At 68.8% G+C, this 14,966-nt stretch carries 17 protein-coding genes; 9 read left to right on the forward strand and 8 right to left on the reverse strand.

Features of this window, described 5'->3' with window-relative positions; genetic code table 11:
* Positions 1-2 precede the first annotated feature (2 nt).
* The gene (locus tag DAT37_RS29825; protein WP_109528202.1) at positions 3-833 is read right to left on the reverse strand and encodes an RNA polymerase sigma factor SigF; all 831 of its coding nucleotides are present in this window, start codon (positions 831-833) and stop codon (positions 3-5) included.
* A gap of 225 nt (positions 834-1,058) precedes the next feature.
* Here DAT37_RS29825 and DAT37_RS29830 point away from each other — a divergent pair, with 225 nt between their 5' ends.
* Positions 1,059-1,997 (forward strand): SMP-30/gluconolactonase/LRE family protein, encoded by a 939-nt coding sequence (locus DAT37_RS29830; protein WP_109528566.1) that lies wholly within the window; start codon positions 1,059-1,061, stop codon positions 1,995-1,997.
* A 24-nt stretch (positions 1,998-2,021) separates the two neighbouring features.
* Here DAT37_RS29830 and DAT37_RS29835 read toward each other — a convergent pair whose 3' ends face one another.
* The 4 genes from DAT37_RS29835 to DAT37_RS29850 all read right to left on the reverse strand — a co-directional run bounded on the left by DAT37_RS29835 (position 2,022) and on the right by DAT37_RS29850 (position 6,872).
* A complete protein-coding gene (locus DAT37_RS29835) occupies positions 2,022-2,729 on the reverse strand; it encodes a hypothetical protein (protein WP_109528203.1) in 708 nt (235 codons plus the stop codon).
* Positions 2,730-2,975: 246 nt separating this feature from the next.
* Entirely contained in the window at positions 2,976-4,460 is a 1,485-nt protein-coding gene (locus DAT37_RS29840) for a carboxylesterase/lipase family protein (RefSeq protein WP_109528567.1), read from the reverse strand.
* Between the two features lie 84 nt (positions 4,461-4,544).
* The gene (locus DAT37_RS29845) at positions 4,545-5,498 is read right to left on the reverse strand and encodes a DNA polymerase domain-containing protein (RefSeq protein WP_109528204.1); all 954 of its coding nucleotides are present in this window, start codon (positions 5,496-5,498) and stop codon (positions 4,545-4,547) included.
* 51 nt (positions 5,499-5,549) lie between these two features.
* The gene (locus DAT37_RS29850; protein ID WP_232840076.1) at positions 5,550-6,872 is read right to left on the reverse strand and encodes a serine hydrolase domain-containing protein; all 1,323 of its coding nucleotides are present in this window, start codon (positions 6,870-6,872) and stop codon (positions 5,550-5,552) included.
* A 430-nt stretch (positions 6,873-7,302) separates the two neighbouring features.
* Between DAT37_RS29850 and DAT37_RS29855 the strand changes: the two genes are divergently transcribed.
* Entirely contained in the window at positions 7,303-7,617 is a 315-nt protein-coding gene (locus tag DAT37_RS29855; protein WP_109528205.1) for a GNAT family N-acetyltransferase, read from the forward strand.
* 43 nt (positions 7,618-7,660) lie between these two features.
* Here DAT37_RS29855 and DAT37_RS29860 read toward each other — a convergent pair whose 3' ends face one another.
* Entirely contained in the window at positions 7,661-7,843 is a 183-nt protein-coding gene (locus DAT37_RS29860) for a hypothetical protein (RefSeq protein WP_109528206.1), read from the reverse strand.
* A gap of 276 nt (positions 7,844-8,119) precedes the next feature.
* Between DAT37_RS29860 and DAT37_RS29865 the strand changes: the two genes are divergently transcribed.
* The 4 genes from DAT37_RS29865 (at position 8,120) to DAT37_RS45050 (ending at position 10,012) form a co-directional block, all read left to right on the forward strand.
* A complete protein-coding gene (locus DAT37_RS29865; protein WP_109528207.1) occupies positions 8,120-8,638 on the forward strand; it encodes a L,D-transpeptidase in 519 nt (172 codons plus the stop codon).
* Between the two features lie 129 nt (positions 8,639-8,767).
* Complete coding sequence (locus DAT37_RS29870; RefSeq protein WP_109528208.1) at positions 8,768-9,208, forward strand: cupredoxin domain-containing protein; 441 nt, start codon at positions 8,768-8,770, stop codon at positions 9,206-9,208.
* 39 nt (positions 9,209-9,247) lie between these two features.
* Positions 9,248-9,748, forward strand: coding sequence for a L,D-transpeptidase (locus DAT37_RS29875; protein WP_109528209.1), 501 nt, complete (start codon positions 9,248-9,250; stop codon positions 9,746-9,748).
* A gap of 96 nt (positions 9,749-9,844) precedes the next feature.
* Positions 9,845-10,012 (forward strand): hypothetical protein, encoded by a 168-nt coding sequence (locus DAT37_RS45050; protein WP_198654499.1) that lies wholly within the window; start codon positions 9,845-9,847, stop codon positions 10,010-10,012.
* 31 nt (positions 10,013-10,043) lie between these two features.
* On the opposite strand, the gene DAT37_RS29885 is transcribed toward DAT37_RS45050, so the two are convergent.
* Positions 10,044-11,330: an RNA polymerase sigma factor gene (locus tag DAT37_RS29885; protein WP_109528211.1), complete on the reverse strand. Its 1,287-nt coding sequence runs from the start codon at positions 11,328-11,330 to the stop codon at positions 10,044-10,046.
* 14 nt (positions 11,331-11,344) lie between these two features.
* Positions 11,345-11,764 (reverse strand): YciI family protein, encoded by a 420-nt coding sequence (locus DAT37_RS29890; protein ID WP_109528212.1) that lies wholly within the window; start codon positions 11,762-11,764, stop codon positions 11,345-11,347.
* Positions 11,765-12,009: 245 nt separating this feature from the next.
* Here DAT37_RS29890 and DAT37_RS29895 point away from each other — a divergent pair, with 245 nt between their 5' ends.
* The 3 genes from DAT37_RS29895 (at position 12,010) to DAT37_RS29905 (ending at position 14,947) form a co-directional block, all read left to right on the forward strand.
* Positions 12,010-12,786 carry a PaaI family thioesterase gene (locus DAT37_RS29895; RefSeq protein WP_109528213.1) on the forward strand — a complete coding sequence of 259 codons (777 nt, stop codon included), beginning with the start codon at positions 12,010-12,012 and terminating at the stop codon, positions 12,784-12,786.
* Between the two features lie 129 nt (positions 12,787-12,915).
* Complete coding sequence (locus DAT37_RS29900; RefSeq protein ID WP_109528214.1) at positions 12,916-14,367, forward strand: MFS transporter; 1,452 nt, start codon at positions 12,916-12,918, stop codon at positions 14,365-14,367.
* A 4-nt stretch (positions 14,368-14,371) separates the two neighbouring features.
* Positions 14,372-14,947, forward strand: coding sequence for a TetR/AcrR family transcriptional regulator (locus DAT37_RS29905; protein WP_109528215.1), 576 nt, complete (start codon positions 14,372-14,374; stop codon positions 14,945-14,947).
* The last annotated feature ends 19 nt before the right edge of the window (positions 14,948-14,966 follow it).

Consider the following 14,966-nt stretch of genomic DNA (forward strand, 5'->3'; position numbering starts at 1 on the left):
ACTCAGGCGACCCGGCAGTCCTTGTCGCCGCCGAGCGCCTGCTCCCGCAGTTTCCTCAGCGTCCGGGTGAGGATGCGCGAGACCTGCATCTGCGACACGCCGAGGCGGTCGGCGATCTCGGCCTGGGTCTTGTTCTCGAAGAACCTCATCACCAGGATCCGCCGTTCCCGCTCGGGCAGCGCGGCGAGCAGCGGACGCACCGCGAGAGCGTCCTCCAGCAAGCGGTAGGAGGGTTCCTCCACTCCGAGCGTGTCGGCGATCGACGGACGTGACTGCTCCTCCGACGGACCGGCCACGGCGTCGAGCGAATTGGTCTGGTAGGCATTGGCGGCCATGATCGCCTGGGTCACCTCGACGATGTCGAGGTCGAGTTCGGCCGCGATCTCACGCGCGGTCGGCATCCGGCCGAGTCGTTGCGACAGCGACTCGATGGCGGGGCGGACGAGCGCCTGCACCTCCTTGGCGCGGCGCGGCACCCGCAGCGCCCAGGTGCCGTCGCGGAAATGCCTGCGGACCGAACCCATGACGGTCGGCACCGCGAAGGACAGGAAGGTCGCGCCGCGCGAGACGTCGAATCGGTCGACGGCCTGGACGAGGCCGAGTCGGGCGACCTGGAGCAGATCGTCGAACTCCTCGCCGCGCCCGGAGAACTTGCGGGCGATGTGCTCGGCGAGCGGTAGACAGCGCTCCACGATCTGTGTGCGCAGGGCCGAGCGGTGCGGGTCGTCGGCGTCGAGCGAGGCCAACTTCTCGAACCAGGGCTCGATATCGTCGTAGCTGTCACGCCCCGCCGCGCGGGACGATCCTTCGGCAGAATTCGACGTCCTACTCATCCGACATCCTCGTTCTCTCTCCAACTCGGCGACGCCCGGATACCCCGGCGGACGCGATCGACACCTCCCGATGCGAAAAATCTCGAAATCCTTCCGACCAGGTGTTTCGCTGGAAAATTGCCCCGTTGCCGATGCCGCGCACCCACCGTGATCCGAATGCACCGGATCTGTCACGCCCGCGCGGAAACGCTCCGCGCGCCGCTGCGCGCGGTGTGGAATGCAGGGATGAGCAGAGCGGCGATCACCTTCGGGGCCTGTGTTTTCGCGGCGATGTCGGTGGTGGCGGCACCGACGGCGCAGGCCGCGCCGACCTGCCAGGGCGCGGGACAGCCGACCCTGCCCGCCGCCTCGGTTCCCGGCGCGCTCGAGGGACTCACGGTCGACGAGCGCGGCCGCGCCTTCACCACCGACGTCCTGACCGGACGGGTGTTCCGGATCGACGCGCCCGGCGCACCCGCCGTACCCATCGGCACCGTCGGCAACGGCGGTGCGGGCGCACTGGCGTGGACGCCGGACGGCGGACTGCTCGTCGGCTACGGCGCCGACGCGCGTGTGCTGGTCGGCGACTCACTGCGTCACGCGGGGATCGTCCGGATGGATACCGACACCGGGGCGACGACGCCCGTGGCCTCCGGACTCGGCGCCGCGAACGGCATGGCGGTGGGCGCGGACGGAATCATCTACGCCACCAACGATTTCGGCAGCTCCATCGGTCGGGTGTATCCGAACGGTGTGGTGCAACCGGATTGGGCCCGGTTCCCCAGCGCCAACGGCGCGGTACTCGGCGACGGCGACCGCTTCCTCTATGTGGGGCGTACCTTCGTCGATCCCGGCGTCAGCCGTATTCCGGTGGACAACCCGGGCGCGCCGCAGTCCCTGCTCGATCTCGGCGGCGGCGACGCGCTCAGCGCGCCGGACGGGCTGACCCTGGATTCGGCCGATCGCCCGGTGGTTCCGTTCAACAGCACCGGGCAGGTCATCCGGATCGACGCGCCGCAGCGCTACTGCGTACTCGGCAGCGGCAATCCGTTCACCAGCGTCGTCACCTACGGGCGCGGTGACAGCGGTTTCTCGGCGGGCAGGTTGTTCGGGGCCACTTTCACCGGATCGATCTACGAGATCCCCGGCGGATTCGATCCGCGGGCGACGACCGCGACCCCCTGATTCCGGGGAGCCGCGGTCGACGTCTCACGACGGCGCCGCGATCCTGGTGATCGCCATACCGTTCGGCCCCGCCGCGACGGTGACGAACTGCCGATAGGTCCGGGCGACGGCGGCGGGGCGCAATTCGGTGATGACGACGTCGTAACGACCGTCGGCCAACGGTGTGATCAGCACGCAGTGCTGGGTTCCCGGCGGAATGGAGGCGATGCCCGCGCCGATGACCTCCGCCGTCGGCACCGCGGCGTCCTCGGTCGTCAGGGCGCGGGCCGCGGCGCCGGACCGGCTGACGTAGTACGCGTGCTGGAAAGCGAGGATGGTCTCGGGACCGTTGGCGAGCGAACCGACGCCATTTCCACGTACCAACTGTTCGGTCCGGGTCGGCTCGCACCCCGGCCCGCCGCCGAGGACCGGATCGGCGGCCGTCGCCGCCTGACGCGGAGTGGTCACCGTGCTGGAGTAGACCATCACCACCGCCACCGCCGAGAGCGACGCGCCCAGCGCCACCGACCCCACCAGCCACGATCGACCGCGACGGCGGCGCGGCGGCGGGCGGCGGACCTGTGCTCGGGAGGGCGCGAGCGTGCGCGGCGGCGGCAACGGCCGTGGGCGCGGTAGCTCGCCCGAATCCGGAATCATTCCCGGCCACAGCGGAACCGCGGCGGACCGCGCCCGGCCGGTGGCGGTCCGGGAACCGCCACCACGCGTGGGATCGGATGTGTTCGACGACCTCATGACTCCGCCGCACCCCCCTTTACCGGCGCCTTCACGGCGACCTCGGGTTACCGTCTCAATGCTGTTGAGCTCTAACAACATTGCATACCTCATCGGATTATGGCTGGCGAATGGCCGACGGGCCACCGCGCGGGCCCGAAAAACCGAACTGTCCGCGCGTCGCGTCGCGTGGCGGAGTCCGACGGCCGCGCGGTCGCGCGAATCACGCGGGATCTCGCGGACGCGGGGAACTGCCGTCGCGCGAAGTCATCTCGTCGCGGCGGACGCGGAGACGGCGCGCTCGTCCGGTCGCGGATCCGCGACCGGCCCGGAGATCGGGTCGTCGAAGACCATCACCTGTCCGCCGTCGACGTAGCGGGGCCAGCCCGGGTCGCCGGTGGTGGCGAACGCGATCCACGCCGCGTGGATCTCATCGGCGAGACGCTGGGGCGGATTCGGACCGGTCAGCCGGGGCCCGGCCGCGAGCGTATCGAAGACGAAAGGGACCTCCAGGGCGTGGATCGCGCCGAGTTCGGCTCGTCGCCAGGCGAATTCGTACAGGTAGGCCGGTGTGCCCGTCGTCGCCTGGGCCAGCACGATCTCCCTGGTCGGGCCACGGAACACCGCGTCGGTGACGATCGCGGCCAACAGATCGCCGCCGGTAGCGTCGGGTCGGTTCGCCGCGTAGGTTCCGATCACCGAGGCATCGATGCCGAATCGCGCGAGGGCGAACGGTAGTGAGTCCATGGTGATCGCGGCGGCCAGACCGGTCGGCACGGTGAACAGCCGGAATTCCTCGGCCGTGCACCCGGCGAGCAGCGTGACACCGCGCGCGGAACCGGCGGCGATGGCGACGGCGGGCTCCTCGGTGAGCAGTTCGCCGTCCAGTGTCGGGAAGAAGCTCATGATGCCCGAGCCGCGCGCGAGCACCGAAGCCCCCCAGCGCGCCGGATCGGGAACGCGACCGATCTCGGCGGCGATCGCCTCCTGCGCGGCCAGCAATGCCGAGGGTTCCACCGCCGCAAAGGCTTCCGCCGTCGCGGGCAGTCCCAGCTTGTCCGCCAGGGCTCTGCCGAGCAGTCGCGCGTCCTCGAGGGTGGCCACCACCCCGCCGTTCCCGCTCTGCATGATCGCCCGCGCGAAAAGTCCACGGGCAGCGGGGGAAGCGAGCAGCGACGCGACACTCATACCGCCCGCCGATTCGCCGAAGACCGTGACATTGTCCGGATCTCCCCCGAAAGCCCGGATGTTCTCCCGCACCCAGGCCAGGGCCGCCACCTGGTCCCACAGACCCCGATTCGGCGGCGCACCGTCGAGCACCGCGAACCCCGAAGCGCCGAGCCGGTAGTTCAGCGCGACCAGCACCACGCCGTCCCTGGCGAACGCCGCACCGTCGTATACGGGGACGGCATTGGATCCGTGGACGAACGCGCCACCGTGAATCCACACCATGACCGGCAGACCCGCGCCGCCCGGATCCGGAGTCCACACGTTCACGTTCAGATATTCCGCGCCGGGCACGGTGTAGGTGCCGAGGATCGCCTCGATCGCGGGCGGGTAGGGCGCCTGCACACATGTCGCTCCGAGTGCGCCGGCGTCGCGCGTGCCGTCCCACGGTTCGACGGGTTCGGGTCGCCTGAAACGCTTTTCGCCCACCGCGGCGGCCGCGTAGGGCACCCCGAGGAACGCGCTGATCCCGTCGACCTCCCTACCCCGAACCCTGCCCCCTGTCACCGTGACGATCGGTTCCACATTCCACTCCTGTTCCGCCGGTCGCTTCCCAGCGTCCACAGCTTCACCGGTTCGCGCGGCGAAATCGGCGGATCGCGACGATTCTCAGTCGGAACGTCGGGCTCGCGCGCGGCGCTTGCCCTCGTGCATGGCCTGGACCCGGGCGACCGGGATGGTGTGGCCTTCGGCGATCAGATCGGCGGGCAGCATCTGCGGCGCGGGCATCTCCTCGGCCCACGGATCGCGGTCACCGAGCTGTCCCGGCACGCCGCGCAGGGTGAAATCGGCCGGGGTCACGCTCTCGAGTTCGGCCCACGGCACCGGGAAGGAGACCGTCGCGTCCGGGCGGATCCGCGGACTGTACGCGGCGACCACGGTCGCGCCGCCTGCCCTGGTCGAATCGAGGAACACCTTGCCGCCGCGGTCTTCTCGGATGAACGCGGTGGTCGCCAGTTCCGGGTCGAGACGTTCGGCGCGGGCCGCGATCGCCCGGGTGGCGGCGCCGGCGTCCTCGATCGGGAGCCCCGCCGCCACCGGGACGAAGATGTGCACCCCTTTGGCCCCACTGGTTTTCACCGCACCGGCCAGTCCGTCGTCGGCCAGTGCCTGCCGGATCAACCCCGCGGCCAGTACCGCCTGCCGGAACGGGGCGTCCTCGGGCGGGTCGATATCGAGGACCAGGTGGGTCGGGCCCGCGGTGTGATCGGCGAGCAGGAGCGTGGTGTGGTACTCGACCGCCCGTTGGTTGCCGAACCACAGCAGTGTCCGCGTGTCGTCGCACAGCGCGTAGGACACCTCGCGTCGGGAACTGTCCGCCCAGATCGTCACCCGCCGCACCCAATCCGGGGTGTACTTGGGCAGGTTCTTCTGGACGAACGGTTCCTGGCCCGGCCGGATCCGCAGCACCGACAGCGGCCGGTCCCGCAGATTCCGCACCATGCGCTCACCGAGGAAGTCGAGATAGTCGACCAGATCCCGTTTGGTGGCCTGCGCGCCGTCGAACAGCGGCTGGTCCAGGTTGCTCAGTTCGACACCGGCGCGAACCTCGGCGTTACCCATGGACCCACCCTGCCCGGACCGAACGGGTGGGGTCAACCACCCGCGGATCGGCTAGTGGATTCCCGGCGTCTCCGGGTCGGTGCCGACACAGCCGAGGATGAAGCATCCGGGCGGCCAGTCGGCGATCGGCGGACCGAGCGGTTTGCCCAGACAGGTCACCGGGCCGCATCCCGGATAGGCGGAGGGACCGATGCCGAAGGCCGCGAGGGTGGCCGTCGGATTCGAGATCGACGGATCCATGACGCTGATGTCCTCACGCGGAACATACGGGCCGGGGTCGGCCAGGCGCGGCTCGAGGAAGGCCGCCGCCGTGGTGCGCAGGACGTCGTGCGGGAAGCTGACGGACCCGCCGGGCACGGTGACGCCCGTCCAGCTGATCACCAGGCCGAGACTCGGCACGATGAAGACGTCCTGGCGCAGCATGCCCGACATCTGCACCGCGTCGGCGGGCAGGCCGGGGAACAGCGGTTCACAGCCGGGTCCGTTGACCACGAAGAGGAATCCGTAGCACGGATTGGGCAGCGTCGGCGTCGTGGCCTGGGTGAGGTATTCGGCCGAGATGATCTGCCGATCGCCCCACGCGCCCTTGCCGAGCACCAGCAGTCCGAGTTTGACGAAATCGTCGGGTGGCAGGAGCAGGTGGGCGTAGCCGTAGGTGTTGCCGCTGCGGTCCCTTCCCCAGTGATAGTCGGCCTGCTCGATCCCCAGGGGCGAGAACAGGTTCCGCTGCGCGAAGGCCTGGAAATCCTCGCCGACCGCCTGCTGGACCACGTAGGCGAGCAGGTCGACGGCACGCTGGCTGTACTGCCAGACGGTGCCCTGCGGATGTTCGATCGGCATGGCCATGGCCTGGGCGACCACATTCGGATCGAGCTGCACCAGTCCGGTGACGCCCTCCGACGCGACCGCCACCTGCATTCCGGACGATTCGGTGAGCAGACTGCGCACCGTGATCTCCCGGTGCGCTCGGTCGCCGAGCCCGGCGGGCAGGTGGTTCCCGATCGGATCGTCGAGACCGAGCCTGCCCTGGTCGACCGCGATGCCGGCGACCATGGCGACCACGCTCTTGGTCACGCTCCACATGTTCCAGGGCTCACCACCGGTTTCGGCGTTGTGCGGTCCCGTCGCGATGAGACAGTTGTTGCGGAATACCTGCACATTCCTGCGCGTCGGATCCGAGGCGAAGGCCACGGCTGCCGTCAGTGCCGCCGAATCGATGCCGACCTCGTCGGGCGAGGCGGTCTCGGGAACCCGGCCCGAGCTGACCTCACAGTGCTTCAATCCGTCGGGGGCCCCCGTGGCGACACCCGCGACCCCGCCCAGTATCAGCAGGGCCGTGAAGAGCGGCACCGCCAGTCTCACCACATGATTCACAACGTCCTCCGCCGGTCGAACTGGTCAACTGCGACATCGAGCTGGAACAATCACCGGTTACGCGTTTCGAACCCCCCACTTACCTGGGCGAAGTTTCGGGGGTCTCCCCCGCTTCGACCGGGAAACGCGCCGCGTACGGGCAGAGTCGACCAATCGGGCCGACCTGCTCCCGCCGGGCATCGTGGACGGTGAGCGAAAGGTACACGATCCCGGAGCGGATCTCCGCATGCCGCATACACCGGTCCGCGACGACGGCGCGTACCGGGGAAATCTGCGGCGATTGCGGCAAAAGACAAGCGGGGGGCCGGTTTATCGCCCGAAGTCGCAATCGGGACGTATCCGGGGGCGTGGGAAGCGCTACGACGTCATCGACCGAATAATGAAACGTCTGTGATTCCACAGTCGTTCGGCCGTAGCGAAAAGAGAACAGATGCCGCCCCGTGTCCGCGCCCGCGAGGTCCGCGAAGCCGGGGAGTGGCGGGCACCCGAGCGACCGCACTGGCATCTACTGGCGATCGCCACGACCGCGCGGGCCCGGGGCAGAGGCCACGGCCGGGCGCTGCTCGATTACGGCATCGCCTGTAGCGATACCTGCCGACTGCCCACCCATGTGGAGACGACCAACCCAGCGAACCTCGGTTTCTACCGGGCCGCGGGCTACGAACTCGTGGCCGAGGTCGAACTGCCGGACACCGTGCCCCGCTCCCACGTGCTGTGCCGCGAAACCACCGCGCGACAACGCTGACGGCCGGATCGCGGCCGCGGACGGGCCCGGAGGAGTCGGGATCTCAGTCCCGATGAGCCATGTCGTACCACTGGTTCGGGATCGACCAATCCCACGCCTTGGCCTCGGCTTCTTCGCGTACCGACTCCTGGTAGCAGTACATCGAGCCGCCGACGCTCGCGCCGTACAGGAGCAGTCCGCGGCGGATGTGGCGCCACAGCGCGTGTACCGAGATGCGACGTTGCATCGGGAACCTCCTCGAACTCAGTGCGGCAACCATACCGGCATCACGCCCGTTTCGGGCGGGAATCGAGAATTCCACGTCGACAACTCGTTTCTTCGGAAAATCAACTGGGCGGACACTTTCAACCGATAAAATCCCACACACGATGCGCAACTAATTGTCCCGCCTTGGATACGCACCCGATCGTCGATTTTCCGAGACGATCCTCTGCACTCGGCGATGTAGTAGACGCATCGCCCTCGCAAAGCGACACAAGGTCAGCGGGAAAAGGGGTTGAAAATGAGCATCAAAAATCTACGTGCACGGGCCGCGAAATTCGTCGCGGTCGCCGGTATCGCGGCGGCCGGATTCACTCTCACCGCGACGGCGCAGGCCGAACCGCTGTGGCCGGGCGGCCCGGACATCCCGGGTGTGCCCGCGATCGTCCCACCGCCCCCACCGGCGCCGGTGTACGCGCCGTGTTCGGCCGACACACGGTTCTGCCTGCGGCTGTCCACCAACGAGGGCTGGCTGATGGAGGACGGGAAGGTGACCTACGGCCCGACCCCGATCTCCCACGGCAGGCCGGGTTTCGAGACACCTCCCGGCAGATTCGACGTGGATTTCAAGAAGGCCGACCACTGGAGCACGATGCACAATGCCCCGATGAAGTGGGCGGTCTTCTTCAACGGTGATATCGCGACCCACATCGGTCCGATCGAAGAACAGTCGCACGGGTGCATCAGAATGACGCCGGAAGGCGCCGAGAGAACCTACAACCACCTGTCCCCCGGCGATATCGTGGAAGTCGTCGAATGACGTCGATCCGGTAACGAAACGGCCGTGGCGTCTTGTGCCACGGCCTTTTCCGTGCGCCTCGATTTCGGTGACGGAGTTTATGAAATATCCCCCATAATTCGACCGAATATATTCCGTCGCGGATTTATCATGGGATTCCAGGATCGGAGCGCGCGCCAGGAGGCCGTCGTGCCACTACCTTTTCGCCGGGCCGGAGTTCGTTCGGTCTTCGGGTGCGCGCTGAGCGGAATCGCCGTGCTGGCCCTGATCACCGCGTGCGATTCCTCCGACGACACGCCGATCGCGCTTCCGCCCCCGGGGCCCGCGCCGAATCCCGCCGTCACCATCACCATCGACGATCTCACCTACAGCGATCTGCCCACGATCACTCCCGGCGCGGTCGTCACCGTGGTCAACCACGACCAGGTCAGGCATAGCGTCACCAGCAGACGCCCCGGACTCTTCGACAAACAGGTCGAAGCCGGACAGACCATCACATTCAAGGCGCCCGTCGAAATCGGCTCGCACCCGTTCTACTGCCGCTACCACGCCTTCATGGAGGGCTGGTTCAGCATCAGACAGCGGCAGTGAACCGCGCGGGCACGGGCCGCGACAAGGAGGTCGAATGCCATGAGCACACCTCGTTCCCGTCGGCGCACCGCCGGACGCGTACTCGCCGCGACCGTCGCGGCGGCCGGGCTGACGATGGCGATACCCGCGCAGGCCGACCCGCTGTGGCCGGGCGGTCCGAACGTCCCGGGTCTACCCGCGCTGATCCCCACCGTCGCGCCGTGCGGCACGAGCGCGCGCGCCTGCCTGCGACTGGCGACCAACGAAGCGTGGCTGATGGAGGAGGGCCGGGTCGTCTACGGACCGAGCCCGATCTCGCACGGAATGCCCGGATACGAGACGCCGCCCGGCGTCTTCCGCGTCGCGTTCAAACGGCTCTACCACTGGAGCACCATGCACCACGCGCCCATGCATTTCGCGGTGTTCTTCAACGGCGATATCGCCACCCATATCGGGCCTGTCGAACACAAGTCACACGGGTGCATACGGATGACGCCCGAAGGCGCCGAAGCGACCTACAACCATTTGTCCCCGGGCGACGTGGTCGAGGTGGTCCCGTGATTCCCGCCGTCCCCGTCTGATCGACCTGTTCCGGACACCTCGGTCCGGTCCTCGGATGTCCCCGGACCGGTGCGCCGCGCGCGCTATCGTGGCGTGGTGGGCGTTTTCGGAGAGATGTTGCCGGGCAAGAAGCTGACCGACGAGAGCAGCCAGTCCGGCGACGGTGAGCTGCACCGGCCCCGTGTCGAACTCGACCTCGACGCCGGGGTGATCCGGGTGTCGGGCACGGCGAACGCCGATCGCGACGACGACGCGACCGACTGATCCCTCGCGCGCCGCGGACACCCCGTCCCGCTCATCCGAGGTCGGCGAGTTTGCGCCGCAGGACCACCCGCTCACGCTCGTTCCCACACAACTCGATCCCGCGCTCGAATTCGAACGCGGCCTCGTCGACGCGGCCGAGCCGGGTGAGCAATTCCCCGCGGACACTGGGCAGCAGATGCGACTGCGACAGCGTCCCGCCCGCGACGAGTTCGTCCACGATCGACAGCGCCGCGCCCGGCCCACGCGCCATCGAGACCGCCACCGCGCGATTCAGATCGACCACCGGTGACGGCGCGAGCCGCCCCAGCGCCTCGTAGAGCAGCACGATCCGCTCCCAGTTCGTGTCGTCGACCGACTCTGCCACCGCGTGACATTCGGCGATCGCGGCTTGCAGACCGTACGCGCCCAATCCCCTGCCGACCTTCTCGGCGCGGACCAGCGCGGCCCTGCCCCTGGCGATGGCGGCCCGATCCCAGCGGCGGCGGTCCTGCTGTTCGAGCAGCACCGGGTCGCCGTCGGGGCCGGTGCGCGCGGGGAAGCGCGCCGCGGTCAGTTCCAGCAGCGCAGACAGCGCCTGCGCCTCGGGTTCGTTCGGCATCAACCGGGCCAGCACGCGGGCGAGGCGCTGCGCCTCGCCCGCCAGGTCGAACCTGATCAGCGCGCGGCCGGAACTGGCCGACGAGCCCTCGGTGAAGATCAGATAGACCACGCTGAGCACCGAACCGAGCCGGGTGGCGCGCTCCTCGGCATCGGGCACTTCGAACGGCACCCGCGCGGCCCCGAGCGTCTTCTTCGCCCTGGTGATCCTGGCCTGCACGGTCGCGGTGGGGACCAGGAACGCCTTGGCGATCTCGTCGCTGGTCAGGCCGCCGACCACGCGCAGGGTGAGCGCCACCCTCGCCTCGCGCGAGAGCACGGGATGGCAGGAGATGAACATCAGGGCGAGGACATCGTCATCGATCTGGTCCGGATCCCACAGCACCTCGTCGCCGGACCGGTCCGGCGGCACGGGGTCGCTGCCCGCGAGGACGCCGCCCTCGCCCAGGTCACGGGCGAGGGCGGCGTACCTGTCGTCGAGCGCGGAACGGCGACGGTAGGCGTCGATCGCCCGGCGACGGCCGACGGTGAGCAGCCAACCCGAGGGATTGCGCGGCGTCCCCTCGCGCGGCCAGGTGACCAGCGCCTCCGCCAGCGCCTCCTGCGCGAGATCCTCGGCCAACGCGAAATCGCCGGTGTAGCGGGCCAGCGCACCGACGATCCGGGCCGATTCGATCCGCCACACGGCGGCGACCGCCTCGCGGCCGGTCGGCTCACCCATCCCCGGCCCTCCGCTCAGAGTTGGCCGGTGGCCTCGCGCCAGGCCCGTTCTTTCTGGATCCAGATGTTGTCCTGCGGAAATTCATCGATCGACGGCACTCGTCGGATCTCGGTCTTGTAGCCGGCACCGGCGCCCGGAATACGCTTGGCCCATTCGACGGCCTCTTCCTTGGATGCCACCTCGAGGATGTAGAACCCGCCGAACAACTCCTTGGCCTCGCCGTACGGGCCGTCGGTCACCACCGGCGTCTCCGAGGAGTAGTCCACGACCACGCCCTCGGCGGCGTCGTCGAGCCCCTCGGCGGCGACCAGCACTCCGGCTCGGATCAGCTCGTCGTTGAACCGGCCCATCGTCTCGAGCATCTCGTTGAAGTCCGTATTCGCCATGCGAGCGTAGCCTTCGTCGGTCGCGCGCATCACCAGCATGAATTTCATCGTTTTCTCCCTGGTTGTCCGGGTCCCTTTCGGACCCTCTCATACCTGGGTCGAACGGGACACGCGCCGGATCGACACTCCTGGCGAAAATTTCTTGTGTTCGCCGTCACCCGGCCGGATCGCCCCACAGGGGGTTAGGTAGTGCTAACTTTGAAAGGTAGATTCTCAATAAGGAGAATGTCATTTCCACAGCATGCGGTCACACAGGTCGCCCCCGCGTGCGCGCCCGACCAAGAGGAGACACCGTGACGAGCGTGCCGAGCAGCCTGGACAGGCAACGCGGACAGATCATCCGCGAACTGGCTTTCGTGACCCGGCGGGTGGGCGACGAACTCCACGGCACCGCGGAGATCACCCCCGAGATGCATGCACCCGGCACCGACGTCCTGCGCACCTCGGTCCTGGCGACCTGGGCCGATACCGTCGCCGGTCTACTGGCCTCGCTGGTGATGGGCCCGCGCGTCCCGGTGACGCTCGAACTCGACGTCAACCTGTATCGCCCCGCCCCCAGCGCGGGCACGGTGCACGCCGTCGGCAAGGTCGTCAAGGTCGGACGCTCGGTTTTCGTCGCCGAATTCGAATTCACCGTCGACGGTGATCCGATCGCCGTCGGGGCCGCGTCCTTCATGGTCGCCCCGAACCCGGACATCCATCTGCCGCCGAAACTGAGCATCGAACTCCCCCCGACGCCGGACCGACTCCCCGTGCCGCTGGCCGAGCGGGCCCGCTGCGAACGCGTCAGCCCGGGAACGGTGCTGCTGCCGCATTCGATCGAGGCGTTGAACGCCTCCGACACGATCAACGGCGGACTCATCGCCCTGGCCGCCGAGGAAGCCGTGCTCTCCCTCGCCCCCGGCGACAGCCTCAGCTTCCTGGGGCTGCGCTATCTGCTCGGCGCCAGGGTCGGCCCGGTCATCGCCTCGGCCCGCCTGCACGAGGGCCTCGGCCGGGTGGAACTGCGCGACACCGGCAACGACAACCGCCTCACCACCCTGGCCACCGCCCGGACCTTCGGCCGCTGAGCCGTCGACGTCGATCACCTCCGCGGTAACCACCTCCGCTTGAAGTGGACCCTGAAGTCCACTTATTGTACGGTGCATAAGCGGACCCGAGGGTCCACTTCCATGTGTCTGCGAAATAGGTGGAGACCGATGAACAAGATCAAGCAGGCGTCGGGCGCCGCGAGCATGCCGGTCCTGGTGCTCGCGACCGCCGCGTTCTCGATCGCTCAGACCGCGGTCGTTCCCGGGATGGGCGCACTGGCCGAATCCCTGAACGCCTCGGTGACCGATGTGTCCTGGGTGATGAGCGGCTATCTGCTCGCGGCCGCGGTGCTGACGCCGGTCCTCGGCCGCCTCGGCGACATATACGGCAAACGCCGCATGCTGGTCATCGTGCTCGTGCTGTTCGCCCTCGGCAGCGTGGCCGCCGCGCTCGCACCCAACATCTGGATCCTGGTCGCCGCGCGAGCACTCCAAGGCGCCGGCGGCGGCATCATCCCGCTGTGCCTCGGACTCATCGGCGACTGGTTCGATCCCGACCGCCGACCGGTCGCCCTCGGCCTGGTCGCGGCCATCGCCGGTATCGGCGCGGGCGCGGGACTGCTGATGGGCGGCCTGCTGCTCGACCACGCCTCCTGGCATTGGATCTTCTGGATCGGGGCCGCGATGGCCCTCATCGCCGCGTTCGGCGCGCTCCGACTGCCCGCCGACACCGGCGGCGCGCCAGCACGACTGGACTTCGTCGGCGTCGGCCTGCTCGCCATCGGCCTCGTCGCCCCCCTGTTCGCACTGACCCGCACCTCGACCTGGGGTTGGGGTGACGAACGCACACTCGGCCTCATCGCCTTCGGACTGATCGTGCTGGCCGTCTTCGTATTCGTCGAGCGCCGCACCACCGATCCACTGGTGGACATGCGCGTCCTGGGCCGCCCCGCCGTCCTCGGCACCAACATCACCACCCTGCTGTTCGGCTTCGGCATGTTCGGCGCGTTCATGCTCATCCCACAACTCGCCCAGACCCCGGAGGCCGTCGGCTACGGCTTCGGCATGAACGCCACCGGCGCGGGCCTGCTCCTGCTGCCCGCCTGCCTGACGATGCTGGTCGCGGGCGGGCTGTCCGGACGTCTGACCACCTTCCTCGGCCCGAAGGTCCCGCTGACCGGTGGCGCGCTGATCGCGGCGGGCGGCCTCGCGGCGCTCGCCGTGGCACACGGCACCCAGACCTCGGTGCTGATCTGGTCGATGGTGGTGCTCGGCGGTATCGGCATGGGTATGGCCGCGGTGCCGAACCTCATCATGGAGGCCGTTCCGCAGGACATGCTCGGCCAGGGCAACGGTGTGAACAATCTGATCCGCTCGGTCGGCTCCTCACTGGGCTCGCAGATCGTCACCACGCTGCTCGCGGCCAGCATGACGGCGGGGCAGCGCGTCCCGACCGACCACGCCTACAGCCAGGCGTTCTGGATCGCGTCCGCGGGCGTCACCGTCGCCGCCGTGGCCGCGGTGCTGATCCCGCGCGCCCGGCGCGCCCCGGTCGCCGCCGACCCCGATGCCCCGTCCATCGACCGGAGTGTCGCGTCCTCGGCGGGCACGACACACTGAGCACATGCCTCCAGCGCACCCGCACGAACAGCAGGACTGGTCCGATCGAAGGGCCGATGCCCGCCGCAACCACGAGCAGGTCACCGCGGCCGCGCTCGCCGTGTTCGCCGAGCGGGGCCTGGAGGCCACGGTGCCCGAAGTCGCCGCCCGGGCCGGGGTCGGCAAGGCCACCGTCTACCGCAGCTACCCCACCAAGACCGATCTGATCGCCGCCGTCGCGAATCACCACCTCACCTGGATGAACGAACGCATCGAGCGGGCCGCCGCCACCGATGACGACGCGTTCACCGCGCTACGCGACCTCCTGCGCGACCTGTCCGACAAACTGGCCGCCGACCGTTCCTTCGCCGAAACGCTGCCCCACACCCAGCGACCGAGCGACCGCGACCAGGCCTCCCACCATTTCGCCAGGATGATCGCGGCCGCGCAGCGACAGGGCGCGCTACGTCCGGACGTCACCGTCCTGGACATCCACGTCCTGGTCGGCGGCTACGCCCGGGTACTGCTCGACCTCGACATCCGCGATCCGGCCCAGTGGCGACGCTATTCCGAACTGGTGCTCGACGCTCTGCGCGCCTGACGCCACTGGCGAATTGCTA

The sequence above is a fragment of the Nocardia aurea genome, from assembly GCF_003123685.1.
In the GTDB taxonomy this organism is placed as follows: domain Bacteria; phylum Actinomycetota; class Actinomycetes; order Mycobacteriales; family Mycobacteriaceae; genus Nocardia; species Nocardia aurea.

Excerpts from the sequence above, each read along its gene's own strand:
- DAT37_RS29825 (WP_109528202.1), bottom strand. The coding sequence starts at position 833 with ATGAGTAGGACGTCGAATTCTGCCGAAGGATCGTCCCGCGCGGCGGGG.
- DAT37_RS29830 (WP_109528566.1), top strand. The coding sequence starts at position 1,059 with ATGAGCAGAGCGGCGATCACCTTCGGGGCCTGTGTTTTCGCGGCGATG.
- DAT37_RS29835 (WP_109528203.1), bottom strand. The coding sequence starts at position 2,729 with ATGAGGTCGTCGAACACATCCGATCCCACGCGTGGTGGCGGTTCCCGG.
- DAT37_RS29845 (WP_109528204.1), bottom strand. The coding sequence starts at position 5,498 with ATGGGTAACGCCGAGGTTCGCGCCGGTGTCGAACTGAGCAACCTGGAC.
- DAT37_RS29855 (WP_109528205.1), top strand. The coding sequence starts at position 7,303 with ATGCCGCCCCGTGTCCGCGCCCGCGAGGTCCGCGAAGCCGGGGAGTGG.
- DAT37_RS29860 (WP_109528206.1), bottom strand. The coding sequence starts at position 7,843 with ATGCAACGTCGCATCTCGGTACACGCGCTGTGGCGCCACATCCGCCGC.
- DAT37_RS29865 (WP_109528207.1), top strand. The coding sequence starts at position 8,120 with ATGAGCATCAAAAATCTACGTGCACGGGCCGCGAAATTCGTCGCGGTC.
- DAT37_RS29870 (WP_109528208.1), top strand. The coding sequence starts at position 8,768 with ATGGGATTCCAGGATCGGAGCGCGCGCCAGGAGGCCGTCGTGCCACTA.
- DAT37_RS29875 (WP_109528209.1), top strand. The coding sequence starts at position 9,248 with ATGAGCACACCTCGTTCCCGTCGGCGCACCGCCGGACGCGTACTCGCC.
- DAT37_RS29885 (WP_109528211.1), bottom strand. The coding sequence starts at position 11,330 with ATGGGTGAGCCGACCGGCCGCGAGGCGGTCGCCGCCGTGTGGCGGATC.
- DAT37_RS29890 (WP_109528212.1), bottom strand. The coding sequence starts at position 11,764 with ATGAAATTCATGCTGGTGATGCGCGCGACCGACGAAGGCTACGCTCGC.
- DAT37_RS29900 (WP_109528214.1), top strand. The coding sequence starts at position 12,916 with ATGAACAAGATCAAGCAGGCGTCGGGCGCCGCGAGCATGCCGGTCCTG.
- DAT37_RS29905 (WP_109528215.1), top strand. The coding sequence starts at position 14,372 with ATGCCTCCAGCGCACCCGCACGAACAGCAGGACTGGTCCGATCGAAGG.